The 16,075-nt window shown below is 56.5% G+C and carries 17 protein-coding genes and 3 tRNA genes; 9 read left to right on the plus strand and 11 right to left on the minus strand.

The window, feature by feature from the left end; all coding sequences use genetic code 11:
- The first annotated feature begins 35 nt into the window (after positions 1-35).
- Together FRH_RS02765 and FRH_RS02770 are read left to right on the plus strand one after the other, a co-directional pair.
- Positions 36-1,214 carry an ATP-grasp domain-containing protein gene (locus FRH_RS02765; RefSeq protein WP_281997696.1) on the plus strand — a complete coding sequence of 393 codons (1,179 nt, stop codon included), beginning with the start codon at positions 36-38 and terminating at the stop codon, positions 1,212-1,214.
- Positions 1,215-1,224: 10 nt separating this feature from the next.
- The gene (locus tag FRH_RS02770) at positions 1,225-3,249 is read left to right on the plus strand and encodes a CocE/NonD family hydrolase (protein WP_281997697.1); all 2,025 of its coding nucleotides are present in this window, start codon (positions 1,225-1,227) and stop codon (positions 3,247-3,249) included.
- A gap of 179 nt (positions 3,250-3,428) precedes the next feature.
- On the opposite strand, the gene FRH_RS02775 is transcribed toward FRH_RS02770, so the two are convergent.
- The 3 genes from FRH_RS02775 to FRH_RS18565 form a co-directional block, all read right to left on the minus strand.
- Entirely contained in the window at positions 3,429-3,932 is a 504-nt protein-coding gene (locus FRH_RS02775; RefSeq protein ID WP_139526283.1) for a DUF892 family protein, read from the minus strand.
- 42 nt (positions 3,933-3,974) lie between these two features.
- Positions 3,975-4,811 (minus strand): manganese catalase family protein, encoded by an 837-nt coding sequence (locus FRH_RS02780; RefSeq protein ID WP_153844174.1) that lies wholly within the window; start codon positions 4,809-4,811, stop codon positions 3,975-3,977.
- 332 nt (positions 4,812-5,143) lie between these two features.
- Complete coding sequence (locus tag FRH_RS18565; protein ID WP_139526280.1) at positions 5,144-5,425, minus strand: general stress protein; 282 nt, start codon at positions 5,423-5,425, stop codon at positions 5,144-5,146.
- Between the two features lie 271 nt (positions 5,426-5,696).
- Here FRH_RS18565 and FRH_RS02795 point away from each other — a divergent pair, with 271 nt between their 5' ends.
- Together FRH_RS02795 and FRH_RS02800 are read left to right on the plus strand one after the other, a co-directional pair.
- On the plus strand, positions 5,697-6,146 hold the full coding sequence (locus FRH_RS02795) for an META domain-containing protein (RefSeq protein WP_281997699.1): 450 nt from the start codon (positions 5,697-5,699) through the stop codon (positions 6,144-6,146).
- A gap of 245 nt (positions 6,147-6,391) precedes the next feature.
- Positions 6,392-6,715, plus strand: a complete 324-nt coding sequence (locus tag FRH_RS02800; RefSeq protein ID WP_139526278.1) for a DUF4124 domain-containing protein — start codon at positions 6,392-6,394, stop codon at positions 6,713-6,715.
- A gap of 390 nt (positions 6,716-7,105) precedes the next feature.
- Here the strand turns inward: FRH_RS02800 and FRH_RS02805 are convergent.
- The 7 genes from FRH_RS02805 to FRH_RS02835 form a co-directional block, all read right to left on the minus strand.
- Positions 7,106-7,181 (minus strand) — tRNA-Thr (locus FRH_RS02805).
- Between the two features lie 72 nt (positions 7,182-7,253).
- A tRNA-Gln gene (locus FRH_RS02810) sits at positions 7,254-7,328 on the minus strand.
- A 6-nt stretch (positions 7,329-7,334) separates the two neighbouring features.
- Positions 7,335-7,410, minus strand: a tRNA-Phe gene (locus FRH_RS02815).
- A 152-nt stretch (positions 7,411-7,562) separates the two neighbouring features.
- Entirely contained in the window at positions 7,563-7,838 is a 276-nt protein-coding gene (locus FRH_RS02820; RefSeq protein ID WP_139526277.1) for an oxidative damage protection protein, read from the minus strand.
- Positions 7,839-7,886: 48 nt separating this feature from the next.
- Entirely contained in the window at positions 7,887-8,978 is a 1,092-nt protein-coding gene (gene mutY, locus FRH_RS02825; protein WP_153844178.1) for an A/G-specific adenine glycosylase, read from the minus strand.
- A gap of 102 nt (positions 8,979-9,080) precedes the next feature.
- Positions 9,081-11,414, minus strand: a complete 2,334-nt coding sequence (locus FRH_RS02830; RefSeq protein ID WP_153844179.1) for an AsmA family protein — start codon at positions 11,412-11,414, stop codon at positions 9,081-9,083.
- Positions 11,415-11,894 (minus strand): acetyl-CoA sensor PanZ family protein, encoded by a 480-nt coding sequence (locus FRH_RS02835; RefSeq protein WP_139526274.1) that lies wholly within the window; start codon positions 11,892-11,894, stop codon positions 11,415-11,417. It abuts the gene before it with no gap.
- A gap of 172 nt (positions 11,895-12,066) precedes the next feature.
- Here FRH_RS02835 and hisB point away from each other — a divergent pair, with 172 nt between their 5' ends.
- From hisB to FRH_RS02860, 5 genes are all read left to right on the plus strand, one after another.
- A complete protein-coding gene (gene hisB / locus FRH_RS02840; protein WP_139526273.1) occupies positions 12,067-12,660 on the plus strand; it encodes an imidazoleglycerol-phosphate dehydratase HisB in 594 nt (197 codons plus the stop codon).
- A 94-nt stretch (positions 12,661-12,754) separates the two neighbouring features.
- Positions 12,755-13,396, plus strand: a complete 642-nt coding sequence (gene hisH / locus FRH_RS02845; protein WP_139526272.1) for an imidazole glycerol phosphate synthase subunit HisH — start codon at positions 12,755-12,757, stop codon at positions 13,394-13,396.
- 11 nt (positions 13,397-13,407) lie between these two features.
- Entirely contained in the window at positions 13,408-14,154 is a 747-nt protein-coding gene (gene hisA / locus FRH_RS02850) for a 1-(5-phosphoribosyl)-5-[(5-phosphoribosylamino)methylideneamino]imidazole-4-carboxamide isomerase (protein ID WP_219861792.1), read from the plus strand.
- The gene (gene hisF, locus FRH_RS02855; RefSeq protein ID WP_139526270.1) at positions 14,151-14,924 is read left to right on the plus strand and encodes an imidazole glycerol phosphate synthase subunit HisF; all 774 of its coding nucleotides are present in this window, start codon (positions 14,151-14,153) and stop codon (positions 14,922-14,924) included. The genes hisA and hisF overlap by 4 nt, the downstream gene beginning before the upstream one ends.
- A gap of 31 nt (positions 14,925-14,955) precedes the next feature.
- Complete coding sequence (locus FRH_RS02860) at positions 14,956-15,462, plus strand: hypothetical protein (RefSeq protein ID WP_281997700.1); 507 nt, start codon at positions 14,956-14,958, stop codon at positions 15,460-15,462.
- 4 nt (positions 15,463-15,466) lie between these two features.
- Here FRH_RS02860 and FRH_RS02865 read toward each other — a convergent pair whose 3' ends face one another.
- A complete protein-coding gene (locus FRH_RS02865; RefSeq protein WP_153844182.1) occupies positions 15,467-16,069 on the minus strand; it encodes a YjaG family protein in 603 nt (200 codons plus the stop codon).
- Positions 16,070-16,075 lie beyond the last annotated feature (6 nt).

Below are 16,075 nucleotides of genomic sequence, written 5' to 3' on the forward strand. Positions count from 1 at the left end.
TAGATATACATGGAGTATTAGATGTAAAGAGCGCCGTGGAAGCAGAGAAAATCTCTTTTAATTATCTACTTTCATTAGCCAAAGAGCACCTAGATGCGTATCCCGGCACTGTCGATGCGATTATTGCACAATGGGACTTTCCCACGAGTGTGATCGTGCCTATTTTATGCCAACAGTACCAAATTCCCTCACCCTCAATTACGAGCGTTTTAAAGTGTGAGCATAAGTATTGGAGCCGCATAGAGCAGCAAAAAGTCGTGCCCGAGGTGGTACCTAAATTTTGCGGGATCGATCCTTTCGCCGATGATCCGCTCTCCCAAGTGACGCTCGACTACCCGTTTTGGTTGAAGCCAGTGAAAGCGTTTTCTTCCCATCTAGGCTTCAAGATCGAAACGTCGGCTCAATTCGAAGAGGCTATCAAAGAGATTCGCGCGGGCATCCGCCAACTCGGTGACGCTTTTAATGAAGCACTTTCTTATATAAACGTACCCGATGAGATAGCGCATTTAGACGGCAATGCCTGTATCGCTGAAGAGATCATCAGCGGTGTTCAAGGTGCCCCTGAGGGTTCTGTCTTCAACGGGGAGTTCAATGTTCACGGCATCATCTCACAACCTAAAGCCAAGAACTCCATGTCACTGTTCGATCGTTTGGAGTACCCCAGTAATCTTCCTGAGCACGTTCACCATAAAATGGTGGAAACCGCCAAAACCTTTCTTACCCATATCGGCTATAACAATGGTTGTTTCAATGTCGAGTTCATGTGGGACGAGGCACGAGAAAAACTATGGTTAATCGAAGTGAATACGCGCATCTCGCAATCTCATAGCGAGATTTTCGTCATGGTCGATGGCATGTCGAATCATGAAATCGCCCTGGATATCGCCCTCGGCCAACGCCCATCGCTGCTGAACCGTCAGGGCGTTGCCCCGATTGCCGCCAAATGCTTCATTCCCTTTGCCCACCAAGATGGCGTGGTCAAGCGCATCCCCAGTGACGCAGAGATCGCAGCGCTGAGAGAACGGCTGCCGCATACAGAGGTCGTGATCGATGTCGCGCCAGGCCAACAGCTTAGCCATCTGATGCATCAGGACAGTTTCTGTTACCGCCTGGGCACGCTTTACGTGACTGGCAACACTCATGAGGAGATCGAGCAGAATTATCAGTTCTGCCTGGATGTTCTCAATTTCGATATCGAGCCCATCGATACGTAAGGAGGCCCCTATGGAAATCGTTCGCGATTTTCCCTACCCCATCCGCGAGATTGAAAACCTCTTCATCCCCATGCGCGATGGACAACAGCTAGCCGCCAAGGTATGGCTCCCCGACACGCCCGACGCCACACCGTTTCCTGCCATCATGGAGTATATTCCCTACCGCAAACGCGACGTGACGCGAGGCCGCGATGCCAGCAACCACCCTTACCTGGCGGGCCACGGCTACGTTTGTCTGCGAGTGGATATGCGCGGAAGCGGCGACTCCGACGGCGTACTTACTGACGAGTACACTCAGCAAGAGCAGCAAGACGCGGTCGATGCTATCGCCTGGTTGGCCGAACAGCCGTGGTGCGATGGCAACGTCGGTATGATGGGTATCTCCTGGGGTGGTTTCAATAGTCTGCAAGTGGCGGCCAAACAGCCGCCCGCCCTCAAGGCGATCATCAGCCTGTGTTCTAGCGACGACCTTTATGCCGACAACATGCACTACATGGGTGGCTGTCTGTTGGGCGATAACCTTTCCGAGGCGACGGTGATGTTTGCCTTCAATGCACTGCCTCCCGATCCAGAGATCGTCGGCGACCGCTGGCGAACCATGTGGTTCGATCGCATGGAGCACAGCGGGCTATGGCTCGATCAGTGGCTGCGCCATCAGCGTCGAGACGCCTACTGGTCGACCAGCTCGGTGGGCGAACATTACGAGGCGATACAGTGCCCCGTTTACGCCGTGGGCGGCTGGGCCGATGGATTTACCAACACCGTCTTGCGGTTGATGGAGCATTTGGAAGTACCCCGGAAAGGGCTCATTGGTCCCTGGGGGCATAAATACCCTCACCAAGGCATTCCCGGCCCGGCCATTGGGTTCCTCCAGGAAGCGCTGCGCTGGTGGGACTACTGGTTGAAAGGTAAACAGAACGGCATCATGGAAGAACCCATGTTGCGTGTCTGGCAACAAGACAGTGTACCGCCGGATAATAGCTACGCCGAGCGGCCTGGGCGCTGGCTGAGCGAAGCGCAATGGCCCTCCCCCAACCTCCACATGCAGCGCTACTACCTACAGCCCAACCGCCTGACGACCGAGCCGATGCCAGCACACCTCGTGCCGTCCACACTGGGTTTACAGTCGCCTGTTAGCGTAGGGATGTCGGCGGGAAAATGGTGCTCCTATGCCGCCACGCCAGACCTTCCCGGTGACCAGCGTGAAGAGGACGGAGGATCGTTAGTGTTCAGCAGCGAGCCGCTAGAGGAAGCGCTGGATATGTTCGGCGTCGCCACATTGTCACTGACGGTTTCCTGCGATCAACCCCAGGCCATGCTGGCCGCGCGCCTATCCGACGTGGCTCCCGATGGCAAGGCGACCCGCGTGACCTACGGACTGCTCAATCTGACCCACCGGGAGAGCGATGAGCACCCGAGCGAGCTGGTGCCCGGCAGAGAGTACCGAGTACAGTTGGCCATGAACGGTATTGCTCAGCGCTTCCCTAAAGGACACCAGCTTCGCCTGTCGATCTCGACCACTTACTGGCCGTTGGCGTGGCTATCTCCTGCGCCTGCTCAGGTCGACATCACACTACAAGAGTGCCAATTGCATCTCCCCGTACGCACGGTGTCTCACGCAGAGACGCCCTTTGCCTTTGCCGCTCCCGAAGCAGCGCCACCGCTGGCCACCACCACGCTTGATCCCAGTCAACATAACTGGCTATTACACCGAGACCTGGCCACCAAACGATCGACGCTGGAAGTCATCAACGACCAAGGACGTTTTCGCATCGACGATACGGGCACCGAGATTCACCGGAGCGCGCGGGAGTACTACAGTACCGTGACCGATGACTTCACATCTGCCCAAGGCGAAACCCTCACCGAAAGCCACTTCAAACGCGGCGACTGGGATACAGAGGTGTATACCCGCACGGTACTTACCTGCACCGACACACACTTTTTGGTTCACGCCCAGCTAGATGCCTATGAAAACGCCTATCGTGTCTTTTCCAAGAATTGGTCGTCCAAGATTCCTCGAGACCACCTGTAACCTGTCAGGCTCTCAGTGAACGTCAGACCGCCCCTCGTTATTAGCAGGGGCGGTCGTGGCTCAATGTGCATGGATACATGCATTAAAAACCCCGGTCAGGGCTACCGGGGAAAAGGGCGTTGCCAAGTAAGCTACTGGACGTGCAAGTAAGCTACTGGGCTTGACAGCGTTGCTTCGCGCTATTTTTTAGCCTGCACGTCGTTGTCATCCGCGCGCGCCAGGAACGTGCGCGTGGTATCATCCAGATGCTGGTCCAACCAATCGGCCATGGCCTGTTCTTCTTCAAGGATCTCACGGCATACACGCACTACCTCCGGCTGATTGGCCTGCTCTGCAGCGGCAATCAATGCCTTATAGTTGGCAATTTCGAAACACTCGAAGGCGTAGCTCGCAATCCCGCCTTTGACCACTTCGTCCCCGGCCATCATACCGCCTAGCGATTGGCCGAAAGCGGTTAGCTTACCGCCCATATCTTTGACGGCGGACGTATCGATACCCAGCTCGTTCATTACCCGCTCTAGCTTTTCTGCCTGATGCTCGGTTTCGTGCAAATGCTGATCGATGCGGGCGCTCAGCGCCGGGTAGTGCTCTATCCGCTTGGCCTGTGCTTTCAACATCTCTTCCGCTTGCTTTTCCATAGCATGCGCATCGCGTAACCAATCTTCCAAATACTTGGCTTCCATCGTGTGCTCTCCTTGTTCATTCGCGGCGTAGGATACTTTCCCTTATTTGTTGGGGTCGATTTGCTCCTTCTGTGCCCCGGACTTTTCCTTGGCACTCCCCAGGCTAGGCTCTTGGCCTTCGGGGGCGGGCTGATTACGTACGCTGTACTGGCTCCGGCCATCCAACGAGGGGCCTTCGGACCAACGACCCTTCGGCGCCTCCTTGTCCATCAAGGTGTTGAGGTAGTAATAAGAGTGCTGCATCGCCTCATGATCTTCCGGCGTGGCATTGGGGATTGGCAGCTGTTTTTCGAAGCCGCCCAACTCTTCGATGACTGCGAGCCATTGCTGCTGATGGTAGGTGTCACGAGCAATCAAGAAGGATAGAAAATCCTTCATGCCGTGATCATCGGTCCAATTGTAGAGACGCGATGCCAAGACACGACCGCCAGCTTCGGCCGTAGCGTTGGCCAGCATATCAGCAGCGATATTGCCCGTGGCGTAAACGTGGCTCATATCAAAAGGGACGCCATTGGCATTCACTGGCATCGCCGACAAGCCCGATGAAAGCAGATGACGTGGATTGGCACCGCCCAAAATGGCGTTCATAACCGGGTCTTTAGCTGTCGCCTCTTGATAGGAAACCGGCGCCCCTTCCAAATTGAGCGCCACTGCATGACCCAACATCTCGATGTGGGACAACTCCTCGGTGGCCGTGGACATCAACATATCGCGGATACGGTCATCACCACGAGCCCCCATTGCTTGAAAGAAGTACTGCATGGCCACTCGGATTTCACCCTCAATACCGCCAATAGCCTGCTGCAGCAGCATGGCAAATTCTGGGTTCGGAGTGTCGACTTTAACGGGATACTGTAACTTTCCAGAGTGGTGGAACATAGCGCTACTCTCCTTCGTGAATTGCCAGGGAGCGCACTCCCTGGCAACGTATTTAAAGCGTTTGCTTTAATAGCTTCCGTGCTTCGTCTGCAATGTCCTCATAATGCTGCGTGACGCGATCAAAAAACGCTTGCGCCTCTTGATCCGACTTTTCTTTGGCATCTTGAGAAAACTGCTGGCTTAGCTAAACGCCTTGAGAGGCATGATATAGCGTGCTCACCATATCGAAGTTCTTATCGTTCACAGGATGATTCATCCTTGACTCCTTGTGCCTTTTACCTAAAGGCAAAAGGCACTCTTGAACGTGTAAAGAGAACGCGGCAGCTACCTAGTTAGCGGTTGTTACCACCACCACTGTGGCTATTCTCACCGCCTTTCTTACCGGCTTCTGAAGCGCGCTTGGGATCATTGGCAAAGTTGCCTCCGCTGTTTTCACCGCCTTTTTGGCCAATATCTTCGTAAAACTCTTTGCCATGGCTATCAGCGGTGGCTTCGCCACCCTTTTGGCCGATATCCTGATAAAACTCTTTATCGTGGGTTTTGGAGGTGGTTTCACCCCCCTTTTGTCCTGCCTCTTCGCGACTCATTCCATTATCGTTGCGGTTATTCGCCATGATAAATCTCCTTTTCATGAATTCGGCAAAACCAACTCATTGACTCGCACTCGGTGTGTCACTCGAGTAATTTGAGACTAGCCAACCTCACTCTCTTATCAAGCGAATGGCGGCTTAAACGACAACGTTTAACCTTTATGATCACAGCCAACCATTTCCATCAAATAACTTTTTAATCATCTCCCCGTAACCAAAGATAAAAAGATTGACTAAATTCCTAAACTGACAACACACTTTCTGGACATACCGACATCAAGGAACCGGCCATCCCATGCGATCACGATTCGCCCTCGCCACCACGCTCGGCCTTTGGCTGACCGGATGCCAAAACCATGCGGCTTTGCAAGCCTCCATGGCAGTCGATGAATCGCTCATCAATACCTACTGGAAGCTACTGACCGTAAACGACGACCCCGTGGTGGCCGCAGACAATGTTCGCGAAGCACATATAGTGCTGCACATCGACAACAGCGCTCGCTTGGCAGGCGCCACCGGCTGCAACACGCTCAGCGGACGCTACCAGCACACCCGCCAGCAGCTCACGTTCCACCCCATCGTCACTACGAAAATGACCTGCCCTGCTGCACTAATGCACATCGAGAAAGCCATGTTGAGCGCGCTCTATCAAACCACGCATTGGAAGATCTACGGTGAACGCTTAGTGCTCTTCAATGATAAAGGGGAGCCACTGGCAGGGCTCAGGGCAGTACACCTTTATTAAAAAATACAAAAGCTTAGCGATAGTATGGACGAGGAAGAGCTACGCCGCGCTGCTACGCACTAGTGAAATATAAAAAATCAATCATTTAAAAAGTTTTTCACGTAGGTGCCCACCTGCCCTCTCAACTCACCCAAGCTATTACTACCTCCATAATAAGCAACGGGGTGTTTTCTCGTTTTTGAAGGTACATCTCTCTACTCATTACTGGTAACATTATATTACCTATATTCGATTAGGATTCACGGATGAGGAAGAGTTTCGCGTTGACTGCGCTATTGGTATGGATACCTTTCTCTACTCAAGCAGAAGTACATAAGTGTATCGATGGCAATGGGCACACCACCTACCAGGATGCCCCCTGCGCAGATGGCACCTCAGAGACAGTCAATATCAACAACCTCACCATTATTCCGCCACCCAGCGTCACCGCTCGCGCCGAGCCATCCGTCAGGGCTAGCCCTGTTCCACGCCTTGCTGCGCCCTACAGAAACCAACACCAAACGGCTCTCGAACTGCGTAACAGCCGAGTGAAAACACGCGCTCGCTATCCATTGAGACGCGGCTGGTAAAGCGAGCGTGACGCCACGTCTTTCGGAAAGTTCTTTTATCGCTTCAGGAAAACGCTGATAAACAGGCCGCTCGATTGAGTGGCTTTTCTTCATAGCTATTAGATTGCTACCGGCATTAGAAATCGATTGAGCGCCTAGTCGATACAACTCTCAACTATTCAATAAATTTTAATGAACTTAAAATCGACTTCTTGCAGCGATTCGACACATAGTAACGGGAGAGTGAGATAACGTCAGAACAGCCTGAAACGCTTTCTAGAGCGGCTCGAAGGGTATAGAGAGGGCATGAGGCGTCATGCCAAAATAAGCGATATTAGTCGGCTATTCGTTTATCTCACACATACGAAAAAGGCCATCCGACTGGATGGCCTTTTATATTCTCTAATGCTTTGGTGCCGACACCAGGAGTCGAACCCGGGACCTACTGATTACAAGTCAGTTGCTCTACCAACTGAGCTATGTCGGCGCTTCGCATTTTCTTGAGAACTTGACTGGGCTGCCCTTAGACAAACCAATCAACAAGAAATCTTGTTGGCAATGGCTGGGGTACCAGGATTCGAACCTGGGAATGCCGATACCAAAAACCGGTGCCTTACCACTTGGCGATACCCCAACGTTGTGGTGGCCAGAGACGGAATCGAACCGCCGACACGGGGATTTTCAATCCCCTGCTCTACCAACTGAGCTATCTGGCCCTTGCCAACGGTGCGTATTAAACCAAAAGCTCCTCTTTTCGTCAACACCTTTGTGAAACTTTCTTTCTAGTCACATGCTTAGGGCACATCAGGTGCTTGCCGAAAAGCATTAAAGGCCACGTCATCCGTAGCTTAGCGCAGCGTTGCTGTTTTTATGCTTGGCTGGGCGGCACGTACCCTTCCGCTTGGTCGGTGGTTTCGTTATCCAAGAAACGTTGCATCTGCTCCATAAGGTAAGCGCGTGCTTCCGGCTCCAGCATGTTGAGGTGCTTCTCATTGATCAGACGGGTTTGCAACGCCTGCCACTCTTCCCAGGCTTGTTTCGATACGGTGGCCTGAATCTCTTGGCCCTGCTTACCCGGCAGCGGCGGGAAAGGCAGTGCGGGTAGCTCTTGCTGGTACTTGCGGCAAAAAACCGTGTTGCTCATGGTGTGCTCCTATAGAGTGTGTCTGTGTCGGCCAATCGCCCGTATCGTTTAAGGCCCGGGGGCAGGGTCTAGGGTAAACGGCGTTAGCTGGCTCAGTAGTGATTTGACCGGTGCCGCCAAGCCTAGCGCAGGCGGGTGGTGAACGTCATACCATACGCCGTTTTCACGCACGCCGCTGATACGCTGGCAGCTCACCGGCTGCGGCGTAATCGACAGCTTAAAGTGGCTGAAAGCGTGAGTGAAGCTAGGCAGCGCGGCTTGACGCTCGGGGGCTTCGGTGTTGTCTTCCAGCCAGTCGTTGAGTTCGCTGTGGCGCTCAAACTGCGGCAGGCTCCATAACCCGCCCCACAGGCCGCTGGGTGGGCGCTGCTCTAGCCAAACGCGGCCTTGGGGATCGCGCAGCAACAGCATAATGGTATCGCGGGTAGGCGTGGTTTTCTTAGGTTTAGATTCCGGATAGCGCTGCGGCTCCCCTTGGGCATAGGCGCGGCATACGTCATTGAATGGACATATCACGCAGTCAGGCTTGCTGCGCTTACAGAGCGTCGCGCCGAAATCCATGACTGCTTGGGTGTAATCCGCCAGTCGCGTGGTGGGCGTAAAGTAGTCGGCCAGCACCCACAGCGAGCGTTCTACCGCGGGCTTGCCGGGCCAGCCGGTGACGGCGTGTAGGCGCGTGAGCGAGCGTTTGACGTTGCCATCCAGTATGGCCGCCTGCTGCCCGGTGCTTTGAGCGATGATGGCGCCAGCAGTGGAGCGGCCTATGCCGGGCAGCGCCATCAACGCATCTACGCTAGCGGTGGGCAGCTCACCCCCGTTCGTTTCCATGGCAACCTGAGCCGCTTTGTGCAGGTTGCGGGCCCGAGCGTAATAGCCCAGGCCCGTCCAGTGGTGCAATACGTCATCTTGCGGCGCGGTGGCCAGGGCTTCCAGCGTGGGAAAGCGAGCCATGAAACGCTCGAAGTAAGGAATGACCGTTGCGACCTGTGTTTGCTGCAGCATGATTTCGGAGACCCACACGCGATAAGCGCTGCGGGGTGACTGCCAGGGCAGATCGTGACGGCCATGCTTGTCGAACCAGGTGAGCAGCCGTTGTTGAAACTCTTCCGCCGGTAGGCAAGGCGTGGGCATCTCGGCCATTGGGCTTCCTTTGAACACTCGCTTTGAACGACAGCGCCGGCCCAAGGCCGGCGCATACGGTGCATCGTGCGTCAACGCGGTCGTCGTCAACGCAGGCTTCGGTTAATTGAAGAGGCGACGAATGCCTTCGCGCAGCTCTTGACCTGCGCCTTCGCCCAGGCGCTCATCGATGCGGTCGAGGGATTCGCCAAGCCGCTCTTCCAACTCTTCTTCTACCCGGCTGCCGGCTTCGCCACGCAGCAGATCGACCACCGAGGCCTGAAAGGCGGTCCGGTCGAAGCGGCACCACTGGGTTTTATCGTCGCCAACGTGGCCTTCACAGCGCACCGGTAACGGTAACTGTTGAAGCCGTGGGTTTACTTGGCAAGCAGCATCGCCGGTATCTACTAAGCGTGCATTGGCTTGCGTATTGAAATCAAGGCTGTTGAGGTTGAAGCTCCCCTCCCCTTGCACATCGATTCCCGGTAGGCGAACCAGCAGATCGTCACTCTCTACGACTCCATTACGCACTTGGAAAGTGGCGTCGAAACGCTCGAAGCGGGTATCAGGGTGCCATTCGCGGTCTACCTCCCGCCCTTCTAGCTCCGCCACCAGCTCACACATCTCACGGGAGACGTTAGAGCGCAAAATGGCACCGTCGTTCAGCCGGGCGTCAAGCTCGCCGTTGAGGTTGCTCACCAGCACATCGCGGCGGTTGCCTTGGGTGGTCAGCGCGCCTTCCAAGTTGAAGCGGCCACGCAGCGGAGCCTCTTCCTCGCTGAAGGTTTCGATCAGCGGGGCGACCTGCACGTTACGGACGTTCGGTGAGAGCTGCCACTCCAATACGTTACCAGTGGCGTCCAGCTGGCCGGTGGCGTTGAGCTCCCCTTCGTAGAAGCCGGACTCGAACGATGTCAGGCGATGGCTACCGTTCTCACCGCGTAGTGCCAATTGGGTATTGCTGAAGGTCAATCCGGCCAACACTAGTTGCTCGACACTCAAATCGCCCTGCAGCGTGAGGGTTCTGAGCCACTCTTGGGGCAACAGTGCTTCTTCACTTTGAGCAAATGCTTTACGCAGTAACCCACGACTGGCCTGCTGCGCGGTGGCCGCCCCAGGCAGGTAGTGATCGAGGTTAAGTGCATCTCCTTCAAGAGTAAAAGAGAGCTGATTACCATCCAGCGCCGCACTGACGTCACCGGTAAAGGTGCTGTCATCGACGACTAACGAAAGGCGCGGTAGCGCTACTCGCTCCAGGCTCCCTTCGATGGGGCTGGTCAGCGCAACATCGCTCAGTGCGGCTTCGCTGGCGGTATCGAGCGATGCGCCGGTACGCGCAATCCAGGGACGCAGGTTGAATGGGGCGGCGGTGAGCTGGCCGCTATATTGAGGTGCATCGAGCAGTTGCTCGAGATTGAGATGACCACTGACTCGCAGTCCATCAGGTCCGGTCAATTGCAGATCCTTTAATTGAGCCGTTTGCGCAGCGAAGTCGCCATCGAAACCAAACGCCAACGAAAGCGCCAAGCTCCCTTGCCAATTGTCGGCATGCCGAAGGCCGGTTTCCAACACTCCCTGGCGAATGCTGAGCTGTCGCTCGCCCATACGCGCAACGATCTCAGCCGCTTTCAGGGCTAGCTGCTGCGGCTCGCTATCGGCACCGCGCCGAGTTTGGGTGGTGAGCTGGGTATTTTCGAAAACGATTTGCTCCTCTTCAAGGCCCAGCCGAAGGCGTGTTTCTAGGTTGACGTCGCTGGACAGGTCCGGGCCTCGCTCTAGCACTTCGGCATCCAGACGGTTGTGCTTGGTCAACGTAAACATCGCTTTCAACGGAAACGAGCGCACCGGGTTGACGTTGGTGCCCGACATATTCAGCGGCTGTATCCGCCAAAGCGCTTGGCTCTGCTCGTCGCGGTAGCGAATATCGGCCTCTTTGATGTCGACGCTGGCGATATTCAACACCACTGAAAGGTTGCCTGCATCGACATTGGGGCCAGCGCTGGCAGGCGCCAGCACGGTTTCGGCGGTTTCGTTGTTGTGCTCGGAAAGACGCTCCAAAAGCGGCTGCCAGTTGGCCTCACCCTCGGCGTTTTTCTCTAAATTCAGGCGCATGCCATCCAACGTCAGGCCATCCACAGCGATCTCGCCACGAAGCAGTGGCGCAAAGGCAACGCTCACTTCTGCACGGTTGATGGCGGCAAAGGCGGTATCGTCTTGAGACTGCTCGGGCAGCCAAGCGCGGGCCTGCTCGACGCTCACCCCAATACGCGGGTAGAACGACCAAGTGATGGGGCCTTCCAGGGCAAGATTGAGGCCGGTTTGCTCTTCGACCACGGCCGTCAGGCGTGGCTTGAAGTCTTCGGGGTCTAAAAAGGTGGTGACATAGACCACGGCGGCCACGGCCACCATGGCGAGAATGCCCACTGCCGCCAGCAAAATGCGTAATAGCTGTTTCATTTACCCTTTCCCTTGTGGGTCTAGCTCGACAAAATCACTGGTCGCCGTTAGGCCCGGCTCGGACGACTCATCGGCCATTGGCCGATAGCCAAGCTTCGATAGCAGGACGCGGTCCGCCAGCGGCAGCGTCGTCGTGGCTATACGCAGCACGCGGCCGTCTTGCTTGGCCTGCTCGCCCAGCAACGCCATGAGTCGAGAGCCGACGCCGCGGCGGCGCGTGGTTTTACGCACGCACAGTTCAGAGAGCCACCATGCCCGGTCATCGGCTTCCTGTATGGCTACCGCACCTAATAAACGGTCGTTGAAATGCGCACAGGCAAAAAAGTGCTGGCCGCTCAAGTGCTGTTCGATGAAGGGCAAAACCGTGGGGGTGGGCATGCGCTCTTGAGGCGCATCTTCATAAATGCGCACCAGATCGATGCGTACCTGCTCGTCTGCTTCCCAACGGGCCTGGTCGACATATTGCAGTGTCACCGGCATGGTGAAATCCTCGTTGCCAACGCAGCTAGGCTGCTATTTAGCGCCGCAAACGGCGGCGACATTCCCCGCATTGTAGCGGATGGGGGCGCCGATTCTCTATAATGGCTGCTTTGGCCTCAGTTGCCGCCCGCCGATTATTCCTCAGAGTGCGCCACGGCGCAGGAGATGCAACATGTCAGCGCGTATTGCCACGGTAAGCCGTGACACCAACGAAACGCAGATTACGGTCAGCGTCAACCTCGATGGCGAAGGCCGCTTGAAGTGCAACACTGGCGTTCCGTTCTTGGACCACATGCTGGACCAAGTGGCTCGGCATGGCATGGTGGACCTCGATATCGATGCCAAAGGCGACCTGCATATCGATGACCACCATACCGTCGAAGACTTGGGCATCACCCTCGGCCAAGCATTCAACGAGGCCATCGGCGACAAGCGCGGCATCTACCGTTACGGCCACGCGTATGTGCCGCTGGATGAAGCGCTGTCTCGCGTGGTGATCGACTTTTCTGGCCGCCCTGGTTTATTCATGAACGTCGAGTTCACCCGCGATACCATCGGCCGACTGGACACGCAGCTGTTTTGGGAGTTCTTTCAGGGCTTCGTCAATCACGCCCGGGTCACGCTGCATATCGACAACCTGAAAGGCTTCAATGCTCACCACCAGGCCGAGACCATTTTTAAAGCCTTTGGCCGCGCGCTACGCATGGCCGTTGCAGAAGATCCGCGCATGGCGGGCCAGATGCCGTCTACCAAAGGAAGCTTATAATGTTGGGCGTTGCGATTAGCAGCGTGGCGGCACGCATCTCCTCCGCGACTCCCAAGACCATGACCTTCTCGCCTACGACCTCAAGGAGCGCTTCATGACCATTGCGGTAATCGATTATGGAATGGGCAACCTACACTCGGTGGCCAAGGCGCTCGAGCACGTCACCCATGAAAACGTGATCATCACCCGCGACCCGCGCCGCATTCTGGGCGCGACCCGTCTAGTGCTGCCCGGCCAAGGGGCGATTCGTGACTGCGTTGGCGAACTCGAACGCACCGAACTGCGCGGCCTAGTGGATGACGTGTTGACCCGCCAAGCCAAACCGCTGCTGGGCATTTGCGTGGGCCAGCAGATGCTGATGGAGCGCAGCGAAGAGAATGGCGGCGTGGACTGCTTGGGCTTTTTTCAGGGCAGCGTGGACCGCTTTCCGGCCAACATGCGCGACGCGCAAGAGCAGCGCCTAAAAGTACCGCACATGGGCTGGAACTTGGTGGATCAGCACCACGAGCATCCGCTCTGGGCAGGCATCGATAATCATGAGCACTTCTATTTCGTGCACAGCTATTACGTCAATGCCGCCGACGATGCCCAAGTATTCGGCACTACCCAGTACGGCAGTGTGAGTGCTCACGTCGCGATTGGTCGCGACGCTACTTTCGCCGTACAGTTCCACCCGGAAAAAAGCTCCCGTGCGGGCCTGCGCCTGCTGGAAAATTTTGTCACCTGGACGCCCTGAGAGGTTTCACTATGTTGGTAATTCCTGCGATCGATCTCAAAGACGGCCAGTGTGTGCGCTTGAAGCAGGGCCGCATGGATGATGCGACCTCCTACGGCGACGACCCGGTCGCGATGGCGGCGCGTTGGGTAGAAGCCGGCGCGCGCCGTTTGCACTTGGTGGACTTGAACGGTGCCTTCGAGGGTAAGCCCGTCAACGGTGAAGCGGTCACGGCCATCGCCCGCGCCTACCCGAACCTGCCAATCCAAATTGGCGGCGGCATTCGTTCGGCGGAGACCATCGAGCACTACCTCAGCGCCGGTGTGTCTTACGTGATCATTGGTACCAAAGCCGTCAAAGAGCCGGCATTCGTGACTGACATGTGCCGCGCCTTCCCCGGTCATATCATCGTGGGGCTGGATGCCAAAGATGGCTATGTGGCCACCGACGGCTGGGCGGAGGTCTCCACCGTCAAAGCCACCGAGCTTGCCAAGCGCTTTGCCAACGACGGCGTTTCCAGCATCGTTTACACCGATATTGCACGCGACGGCATGATGCAGGGGGTCAACGTCGAGGCCACCGCGGCGCTGGCCCGTGACGGCGGCCTGCCAGTCATCGCCTCCGGCGGCGTGACCAACTTGGAGGACATTCGCGCGCTGTGCGACGTGGCCGACAGCGGCATCCTCGGTGCGATTACAGGCCGGGCCATTTACGAAGGCAGCCTGGATGTGGCGGAGGCCCAGCGCCTGAGCGACCAACTCAGCGGAGGCCAAGAATGAGCTTAGCCAAACGGATTATTCCCTGCCTAGACGTGGACGCAGGGCGGGTGGTGAAAGGCGTGAACTTCGTCGGTATTCGTGACGCGGGCGACCCGGTCGAGATCGCCCAGCGCTACAACCAGCAGGGTGCCGATGAAATCACTTTTCTCGACATCACCGCCAGCCATGAAGATCGCGCCACCACGGTCGAGATGGTCGAGCGCATCGCAGGCGAGGTGTTCATTCCCTTGACCGTGGGCGGCGGTATCCGCACCTGCGACGACATTCGTACCATGCTGAACGCAGGTGCAGACAAAGTCTCGATCAACACGGCTGCCGTCACCAACCCCGAGTTCGTACGCGAAGCCGCCGAGCGTTTCGGCAGCCAGTGTATCGTGGTGGCGATCGATGCAAAAAAAGTGTCCGAGGAGGGTGAGCCCGATCGCTGGGAGATTTTCACCCACGGCGGCCGCCGCCCTACCGGCCTAGACGCGGTGGAATGGGCCAAAAAAATGGTCGAATTTGGCGCAGGCGAGCTGCTGCTCACTAGCATGGACCGTGACGGCACCAAGATTGGCTTCGACCTGGGCGTCACCCGCGCCATTTCTGAGGCGGTCAGCGTGCCGGTGATTGCTTCCGGTGGTGTCGGCAACCTAGATCACTTGGTCGATGGCGTGCTCAAAGGCGGTGCCGATGCAGTCCTAGCGGCCAGCATTTTCCACTTTGGCGAATACACCATTCCGGAAGCCAAGCGCTACATGGCCGAGCGCGGCATCGAAATGCGTTTGTGATGACTCTTATCCCTTTACTGAGGGGCTGTTAATGCGCCGCAATATTCCATGGATTGGAGGAGTGGCAGGAGTTTGGCTGAGTGCATCTGCCTCAGCCTTCTCTTTGCCGGACTGGCCTCCCACTCTTACGCTCGATCACACGTTTGTGCAAACCAGCCTGCTGACACGACACTTCGAGCCCGACCCAGAACACACCAACCAGCAAAATCTGGTGAGTATCGAGCTTCACAATCCAGAGCGCTGGCTAGCCGGTGCGGCTTGGTTCAAAAACTCGTTCGATCAACCCACTTGGTACTTTTACGCTGGCCGTGAGTTTCCACTATGGCAGCTCACCGATGAGATTAGCGTGCGCGCCAAGCTAACGGGCGGTTTACTACGCGGCTATAAAGACGAATACCGCGATAAAATTCCTCTCAACCATTTAGAGATTGCCCCCGCGCTTCTGCCCAGCATTGGCGTTCAGTGGGGGCGAGTGGAGTCTGATCTCATCGTCTTCGGAACGGCGGGCGTCATGATAACGGCAGGCATGCGCTTTTGATGCTCTAGCCGTCGGCGTCTTCCAGGCTCAAACCCAAATTACTAATACCGCCATTGCGACCCAGCGTGCGAATCTCTTTGAGCGTGGTTTTATTGATCGGCCCGCTGACCGCTTCAAGCACTGCGTCTTGGAAGTCGTTTTCGTCCTCCATCAACGGATGGTCGCGAATGATCAGAGCCAGCGCTTGCGCGTCCACTTCGCCCTCGGTGAGTTCGATGAACGCTCGCACGCCAGCCCGCGACGTGCGGCTGACGTCCAGCACGGCTTCGGGGGATTCACCTTGCAGCGTATCGAGTAGCGCAGAGATCGACACCACCGCGTCCAGCGCCCGACGTGCACCAAAACTCTCGTCCCCCTCCGGCGGCTCGCACTCGGCCAACTTGTCTGCTTGGCGGGCAAAATCGATGCTGGCGTGGGGGACGCTCAAGCGCTCCCACACCAAATTCAGTACGGTGCGAAGGGTGTGCCCATCGCCCTGGCCACTGGTTTGCTCGTACAGGGCGTAATTCGGCAGTAGGCGCTCACACAGCGCTGCCATGAAGGCTTGTTGGGCGGGCAGCGGCAGCAGTTGCAGCCGCTGATAGAATCCTTGGGGTTTAGCCACCATGCTGAT

It is taken from the genome of Halomonas sp. A020, assembly GCF_027943625.1.
In the GTDB taxonomy this organism is placed as follows: Bacteria; Pseudomonadota; Gammaproteobacteria; order Pseudomonadales; family Halomonadaceae; genus Vreelandella; species Vreelandella piezotolerans.